Annotated in this window: 7 protein-coding genes; all 7 read right to left on the minus strand. The window is 67.6% G+C overall.

Annotation, left to right across the window (positions count from 1 at the left end; all coding sequences use genetic code 11):
- Positions 1 to 23 precede the first annotated feature (23 nt).
- The gene (locus H531_RS15190; RefSeq protein ID WP_022799562.1) at positions 24 to 152 is read right to left on the minus strand and encodes a hypothetical protein; all 129 of its coding nucleotides are present in this window, start codon (positions 150 to 152) and stop codon (positions 24 to 26) included.
- Positions 153 to 300: 148 nt separating this feature from the next.
- Positions 301 to 1443: a type III-A CRISPR-associated RAMP protein Csm5 gene (csm5, locus tag H531_RS0112020; RefSeq protein WP_022799563.1), complete on the minus strand. Its 1143-nt coding sequence runs from the start codon at positions 1441 to 1443 to the stop codon at positions 301 to 303.
- Positions 1431 to 2312 carry a type III-A CRISPR-associated RAMP protein Csm4 gene (gene csm4, locus H531_RS0112025; protein WP_022799564.1) on the minus strand — a complete coding sequence of 294 codons (882 nt, stop codon included), beginning with the start codon at positions 2310 to 2312 and terminating at the stop codon, positions 1431 to 1433. The genes csm5 and csm4 overlap by 13 nt, the downstream gene beginning before the upstream one ends.
- Positions 2313 to 3047: a type III-A CRISPR-associated RAMP protein Csm3 gene (gene csm3 / locus H531_RS0112030; protein WP_022799565.1), complete on the minus strand. Its 735-nt coding sequence runs from the start codon at positions 3045 to 3047 to the stop codon at positions 2313 to 2315.
- Complete coding sequence (gene csm2, locus H531_RS0112035) at positions 3037 to 3471, minus strand: type III-A CRISPR-associated protein Csm2 (RefSeq protein WP_022799566.1); 435 nt, start codon at positions 3469 to 3471, stop codon at positions 3037 to 3039. The genes csm3 and csm2 overlap by 11 nt, the downstream gene beginning before the upstream one ends.
- Complete coding sequence (cas10, locus tag H531_RS0112040) at positions 3472 to 5883, minus strand: type III-A CRISPR-associated protein Cas10/Csm1 (RefSeq protein ID WP_022799567.1); 2412 nt, start codon at positions 5881 to 5883, stop codon at positions 3472 to 3474.
- Positions 5884 to 5938: 55 nt separating this feature from the next.
- The gene (gene cas2, locus H531_RS0112045) at positions 5939 to 6211 is read right to left on the minus strand and encodes a CRISPR-associated endonuclease Cas2 (RefSeq protein WP_022799568.1); all 273 of its coding nucleotides are present in this window, start codon (positions 6209 to 6211) and stop codon (positions 5939 to 5941) included.
- Between the last annotated feature and the right edge of the window lie 4 nt (positions 6212 to 6215).

Raw genomic sequence — 6215 nt, forward strand, 5'->3', positions numbered from 1 at the left:
GGCGTGCTGGAACGCCTGAGGCTTTAGCGGAAGCGCCTCAGGCCAAGGTTCCTCTTGGGAAGCCTCAGGGCCCGTTGGGGCCAGGAGCGCCGGGGCATCTCCAGGGGCCTTTTCCCTGGGGGTACCTCGGGAGCGCGGGCCTCGGGCGGCACGATGGGGCCTCCACCCTGCGCCGCGCCTGTTCCCTAAGAAGCTGGACCCGGGCCGTAAGGGCCTCTGGGCTACGGGCTCTGGCGAAAAGCATACCTAGCCTTTAGGTTAAAGGGGAAGCCCGCCTCCCCTTGTGCCCTTTGACCCACCCTAGGGCAGGGCCTGAAGGCGCCCCACCATCCAGCCCAGGGGGTAGCCGTCCTGGGGAATGCGGGCCCCCGCCGTCTTGCGGGTCTTGGGCTCCTGGCCCTCGGGGTGGTTCTCGGGAAGGAGGAGGGCAAGCCGCAAGGCAAGCCGCCCCGAGCCGAAGCCCACCCGCAAGGGAAAGACTCCGGGGTCCTTGAGCCTCTCGGATAGGGCCTCGTAGACCTCGAGGGCCCTCTTGAGCCCGTGTTCCTCAGCGAAGCCGCTCTCCCACTCGGCCACCTGGCGGTAGTAGTCCCTGAGGGCCTGCACCAGGTCCTCCGGGGGGATGGGCAGGGAAACCCCTCCCCTTTGGCCCAGCCCCTCGTGGTAGCGGAGGGTGAGGGCAAAGCGGGTGCCCCTGCGGAAGGTTTCCGCCAGGAGGACCATCCCCGAGGTGTCCTTCGTGGGGTGGAAGACGCCGATGCGGTTCAGGAAGGTGGGGGTGGGGCCGGAGTCCGAAAGGCGCACCGCCCGGAAGGGGTCCTGGTAGAGGTCCAGGGTCATCCCCCGACGCCCCTCCCGGGCGTAGCGCAGCACCGCCCCCTCAAAGGCCTGGTTTTCCGAGAGGCTGGGGTTCCGGGGGGGGTAGATGCGAACCTGCCCATCCCGCTCCCGCCGGTCCCTCAGCCGCCAAACCCCCGCCTTCCGGTCCCACTCCGCCACCTGGCCCCTTTCCACCAGCACGTGGAAGAGCCAAGCGGTGCGCAGGGCCCCCTTGACGCTGGAGCCCGGGAGGTAGGGGCCGAGGGCAGAATAGGGCACGGGGCGGTACTCCAGGGCCGCCTCCTCGGTGGCGGACTGGACCGCCTCCAGGAAGGCGGAGCTTGCGGGTAGGGTGCGGAGGACGGCCTCCTTGGGAAGCTGGCCCTCTTCATGGAGGTAGCGAAGCACCTCCTGGGCTGCCTTGGGGCCCTGGGCCACCTTCTCCAGGTACTGCCTCTTCCTCGCCTCGGGGAGGGCGAGGAGGAGGGCGCCGGGGTCCAGGAGGTGGACCTCCTTCTTGGCGAAGTCGGGCACGTAGGCGTAGGCGGGGTAGGCCTCCCCCGTGCCCACGTGTACCGGGCTCAGGGCCTCCAGCTCCAGGCGAAAGCTCCTCAGGAATCCCATACCCGCACCCCCAGGGGAAAGACCGCGAGGACCTCGCACACACGCGCCCCTGCCTCGGGGGGGTCCTCAGGGGTGACGTCCAAGAGCACGTTCCTCACCTCCCGGTAGAGGCTCCCCTCCCGGGTCCTAAGGTAAGGCCTTTTGAATGGCTTCCCCACGTAGGCCCCACCTAGGCGGCCCCAATAGGGTTCCAGCTCGTAGTAGAGGGCGCCCTCGAGGGGCCCAGGGGCCAGGGTGGCGTAGGCGTTGGGTTCCTTGGCCTCGGGAAGCTCCGCCTCCAGGGGGCCCTCCACCCGGAACCGCCCGAGGCCCACGCTGGCCCCACCCCCATAGCCCATCTCCCCCACGAAGGCGAGGCCCTCTTTGAGGTCAAAGGGGGCCTCCCCCAGGACATAGAGGGCGTAGGGCGTCCTGGGGTCGGGGAAGAGGAGCTCCTGGGTGAAGAGGATGCCCCGCCTGGCCGCTCCCGTGGCCCGGTCTATGCCCACCCGGCTCCGGCGGAGCCTCCTTGGCTCAGGAGGCTTGGCCCTACCGAGAACCTCTGGGGCCTGCAGAAGGGCTTCTTCTCCCCGCTCCGCTAAGGCCTGGAAAGTCTCCAGGCTCACCAGGGCGAGGTTTTTGAGGGCCTTGCGGAGGGTGGTCTCCTCCACCGGGACGGGGGGAAGCTTGGGCCGGGGAAGCCAGCCCTTGGGGTAGACGCTGGAGAGGCGGAAGGGGGGATTTTGACTAAACCTTTCCAGGAGTGCCTCCAAAGCTTCCCTCCCGTGGGTATAGCGGTACCACCAGAAGAGGTGGGCCATAAGGGTGGGGGCCCGGGGAAGGGCCTTCAGAGGCCCCTGGAAGTAGAGATGGAACAGGGTTGCCCGCATTCAGGCCCCCTGAAGGCTCACCTCCTCCACCTGGAGCCTTTCCCTCAGGGGCAGGCCCTCCTGGGCCTCCGGGGGCTTTTCGGGGTGGAGGAAGTAGACCTGGCCATAGCCCCGGCTGATGTGCCCGCCCAGGCCATCCAGCTCCAAAAGCTCTAGGGCCCTAAGGAGGTACTTCCCAAAGTAGTCCTCGTCCAGGTCGTCCAGCACCCGGTAGGACATCTCCACCAGGAAGCGGGCCCCGGCAGGAACCCTTTCCGTGGTACGGGGGTTGGCTTTCCCGCCCAGGCGGGGGATGAACACCTCCTGCTTGATCTCGGTGTAGAGGCCGCCCCGGGCGGTAGCCCGCTCCAGCTGCTGCTTGGATTCCTCGGTGAGGTAGGCGTCCCGCACCAGGAGGCGGGTAGGACCGCGCTCCCGGGCCACCTTTAGGGAGGCCTCGTCGTTCTCCGGGGCGAGGCCGAAGATGCGGGCCACGGGGTCCTTGGGGTCGGGGGAGGCGTAGACGTGCTTGTCCTTGGCCTTCAGGATGTAGTCCCCCCCAAGGCTCCACTCCAGGAGGTAGCGGAGCTTCCCCTTGAGGCTGGAGCCCGGGATGTAGGGCTCGTCGGTGAGGGGGTTGCGGATCACGGGGTTGTCCAGGTCGCCGATGGCCATCTGGTCCCGGCTCATCCCGATCCTCAGGCCCGTCTTGGCCAGGAGCACCGAGCGGATGCGGATCACCTTCCTAAGCTTCATCCCTGTCCTCCTGCTTTCCCGAGGCGTAGAAATAGAAATAGGCCAGAACCGCCTCCACGTACTTCATCATGGCTTCAAAGTGCTTGGAGCTCTGCTTGCCCGCCTCGAGGGCCTCCTCCATGAACCTCACAAACTCCTCGGCGCCCTTGCCCTTTAAGGGGCCCTGGGAGCGGCGGTTGTAGAAGAGCTTGGCCTTGAGGAGCTCCAGCTGAGGAACAAGCCGGGCAAAGGCCAGGGCCTCGTCCCCCTTGCGCTCCTTTTCAAAGCGGTTCTCCAGGGCCCTTAGCTCGGCGAAGTAGTTGCGGAACTGGCTGGACTTGAGCTTGCCCTCGGCGAGCTTCTCCGCCACCTCCCGCGCCCGCTCAAAGACCTTGGGGTCCAGGATTCCCCGCTCCTTATCCTTAAAAAACTCCAACGCCGGCATTCACGCCCTCCTTTCCCGATAAAGCGCCCACTGGACCCAGACCGGAAGGCAGTTCCAGGCCGGGTCCTGGTGGTCAAGAAGCCTTAGGTACCTTTCCCACGTCCTTTCGTCCCGCTCCCGCACGCGCCTTAAGGCGTAGGCCAGAAGGGGCTTGTAGCGCATCCTTTCCCCGGGGTCCTCCAAGGGGAAGAAGCGGCGCCAAAGGAAGAGCCACCGGTAGGCCTGGGCCCGGGAGACCCTCCCTTCCCCCAAGTCCTGGGCGAGGCCCTCCGCCCAGGCCCTAAGCCCGGGAAGCTCCGCCCAGGGCACCGCCTGGCCGAAGAGGAAAAGCCTCCCCCGCCCCGCCCCCTTGGCCTGCTTCTCCGCCTCGCCGAGGAGGCGGGCAAGCTCCGGCACCGGAAGGCTCGGTCCCACCAGGACGAAGCCCCCGGAGAGGGTAAGGGCCTCGTGGCGGGTAAAAAGGCGGTAAAGCTTCTCTAGATCCAAGGCGAAGTCCAAAAGGGCGTCCCAGGGCCCGAGGAGGAAGAGGTCGTCCCCGCCCGAGTAGACGCTATAAAGGAGGGGATAGCGGGCCTCCTTGTGCCGGGCCTCGAGGGCGTCCCACTTTAGCCTCTCGCGGTAGCGCCCGGGCTCTTCCAGAAGGGCGAGGACCTCGGCGGAGAAGAAGACCTCGAGGGTCCGGGACAAGGCGGCGATCCGGCTCGGGGTGGCGTTCTTATACCCTGTGGCAAAGGCCTCCCCCATCCGGTCGGCGTCCAGCATCAGGGCCCCCAGGTAGGGCGCCCCTTTGGAGAGGGCGGCGAGCTCGGCAAAGGTGAGGACCTTTTGGGGGTGGACCTCCTCGTCCTCCAGAAGCCCTTTCTCCTCCACCCAGGCCCGATAGGTCTCCAGATCCCACCCCTCGGCCCTCAGGGCGTGCTCCACCCGGGGCAGGTGGCCGAGGAGGGGCTTGACCTCGGAGGGCGCCTTCCAGGGGGAGAAGAGGAGCCGGGCCCGGTAGAGGTGGGCCGCCCCCTGAAGCTCCGTCCCAAGGGCAGCTTTTAGCCCGGGAAAGGCGAAGAAGGGCTTCGGAGCCCCGTCCGGGAAGAAGCCCACCCGGTCGCTTTGGGGGAGGAGGCCCCCCACCTCCTTCTCCCGCTCGCAGTCCTCGCAAAGGCTTCCGGGCTCGTCCCTTTGGGCGGGCCTGAGGCCGCAGGCGGCGCAGGGGCGCAAAGGCCTGCCCAGGGTTTCCTCCGTGGAGCGGAGGAAGGGAAAGGGCCTGAGCTTGGCCCGGGCCAGGGCCCCGTGGAGGCGGGCGAGAAGGGCGGCAAAGTTCCCAAACGCCTCCCCCTTGAAGGCCACGGAGGCCAGATGGGGCACAAGGCTTCCCCCCCGGGCCAGGGCCCACCGGCCCCAGGCTTCCCTCGCCTCCTCTAGGGCGGCCTCCGCCTCCTTGGTATTCGGAAGCAGCAGGTAGAACTTGCCCCCCGCCCCCATGATGCGGTTCAGGGGGGTAAGGCCCAGCCGCCGGAGGAGGGAGAGGGCCAGGCTCTCGGCGGCCAGGCTCACCTCGAGGCTCCTCGCCCTCAGGCGCTTGGCGATGCCCCCTACCCCTGTCTCCGCCCCGGCGATGCGGTAGATGTGCCCCTGGATACCCCCCATGTCCCCCACCACCAGGAGGAACTTCTCGCCGTCTTGGCGCAGGTCCTCCGGGGTGGGGTTTTGCCCATGGAACCGCCAGAGGGCGTGGGCGATGGCCGCCGTGAGGCGCAGGTGATCGTAGAGGGAAACGTCGGGCTCCGACTGGGTGTCGGCGGGCACCAGGGAGAGGGTTTCCTGGAAGGCGAGGGCAAGGTTCAGGAGGAGGGCCTCCTTGGTGAGGGCAAGGGCGCCCATCTCCTTCAAGCGCTCCTCTAGGCGCTCAAGAAGCCTGGCATAAACGTGCTTGGAGACGTTGGGGCGGTCTTCCGGGTAAAGGGCCCCCGGGGCGAGGCCCACGCCGCTTCCCCCAGGAAGGCGATAGACCGGGCTATACCCCCCTTCCCCGCCCTCCTTCCCCTGCACCCGGAGGTGGCGGAAGGGGGGCTTTAAGGGCACCTCCGAGGGGCTTCCGCCGCCTGCCCCCTCCTCCCGCTCTTTGGAGGCGTAGGTGTCGGCCAGGGCCACGCACCAGGCCTCGGGGCTTTGGGGCTGGTACTGGGGGCGGTCCCGCCAACCCTCGTGGTGGCGGCTTGCGGTCTCGGCAAGCCACTCCGTGTCCAGGCCCACCCTACGGAAAAGGTCCTCGTGGCTTCGGACGAAGAAGGCGGTGTAGGCCGTGTGGGTGCGGTCGGGAACCCGCTCGTCCCGCTCCCCCCAAAGGGCCCGGGAGTAGAGCTTGCCCACGTCATGGAGGAGGCCCGCCAGGGCCAGGTCCAGGCCATCCCGGGTCATGGGAACCATGCTAATCCCCCTCCCTTACCGGCCGTGTGATTTTTGCACACGTCCCCTAAACCACGGCCAGCTCCCGAAGAGGGGGAAGCGGCCCCGCCCCCAGGACCTCCACCCGACCCGCCACGGGGTAAAGGCGCAGGGCATCTTGGCCCAAGTCCAAAAGCTTCTGCGCCCGGGTACGCAGGTCCTCTAGAAGCTTTTCGTCTAGGTAGCACTCAAAGACCGAAAGCTGGACGCGCTCCCCGTAACTTTTTAGAAGGTTGGCCAGCTTGATCCTACGGGTGTCATCGGGAATGTCATACGCCACCGCGTACAAGCGTTTCCCCATAGCC

Source organism: Thermus islandicus DSM 21543, assembly GCF_000421625.1.
In the GTDB taxonomy this organism is placed as follows: domain Bacteria; phylum Deinococcota; class Deinococci; order Deinococcales; family Thermaceae; genus Thermus; species Thermus islandicus.

Coding starts and splice junctions, on each gene's coding strand:
- csm3 (WP_022799565.1), bottom strand. CDS start 3,047: ATGAAGCTTAGGAAGGTGATCCGCATCCGCTCGGTGCTCCTGGCCAAG.
- cas2 (WP_022799568.1), bottom strand. CDS start 6,211: ATGGGGAAACGCTTGTACGCGGTGGCGTATGACATTCCCGATGACACC.
- csm5 (WP_022799563.1), bottom strand. CDS start 1,443: ATGGGATTCCTGAGGAGCTTTCGCCTGGAGCTGGAGGCCCTGAGCCCG.
- csm2 (WP_022799566.1), bottom strand. CDS start 3,471: ATGCCGGCGTTGGAGTTTTTTAAGGATAAGGAGCGGGGAATCCTGGAC.
- cas10 (WP_022799567.1), bottom strand. CDS start 5,883: ATGACCCGGGATGGCCTGGACCTGGCCCTGGCGGGCCTCCTCCATGAC.
- csm4 (WP_022799564.1), bottom strand. CDS start 2,312: ATGCGGGCAACCCTGTTCCATCTCTACTTCCAGGGGCCTCTGAAGGCC.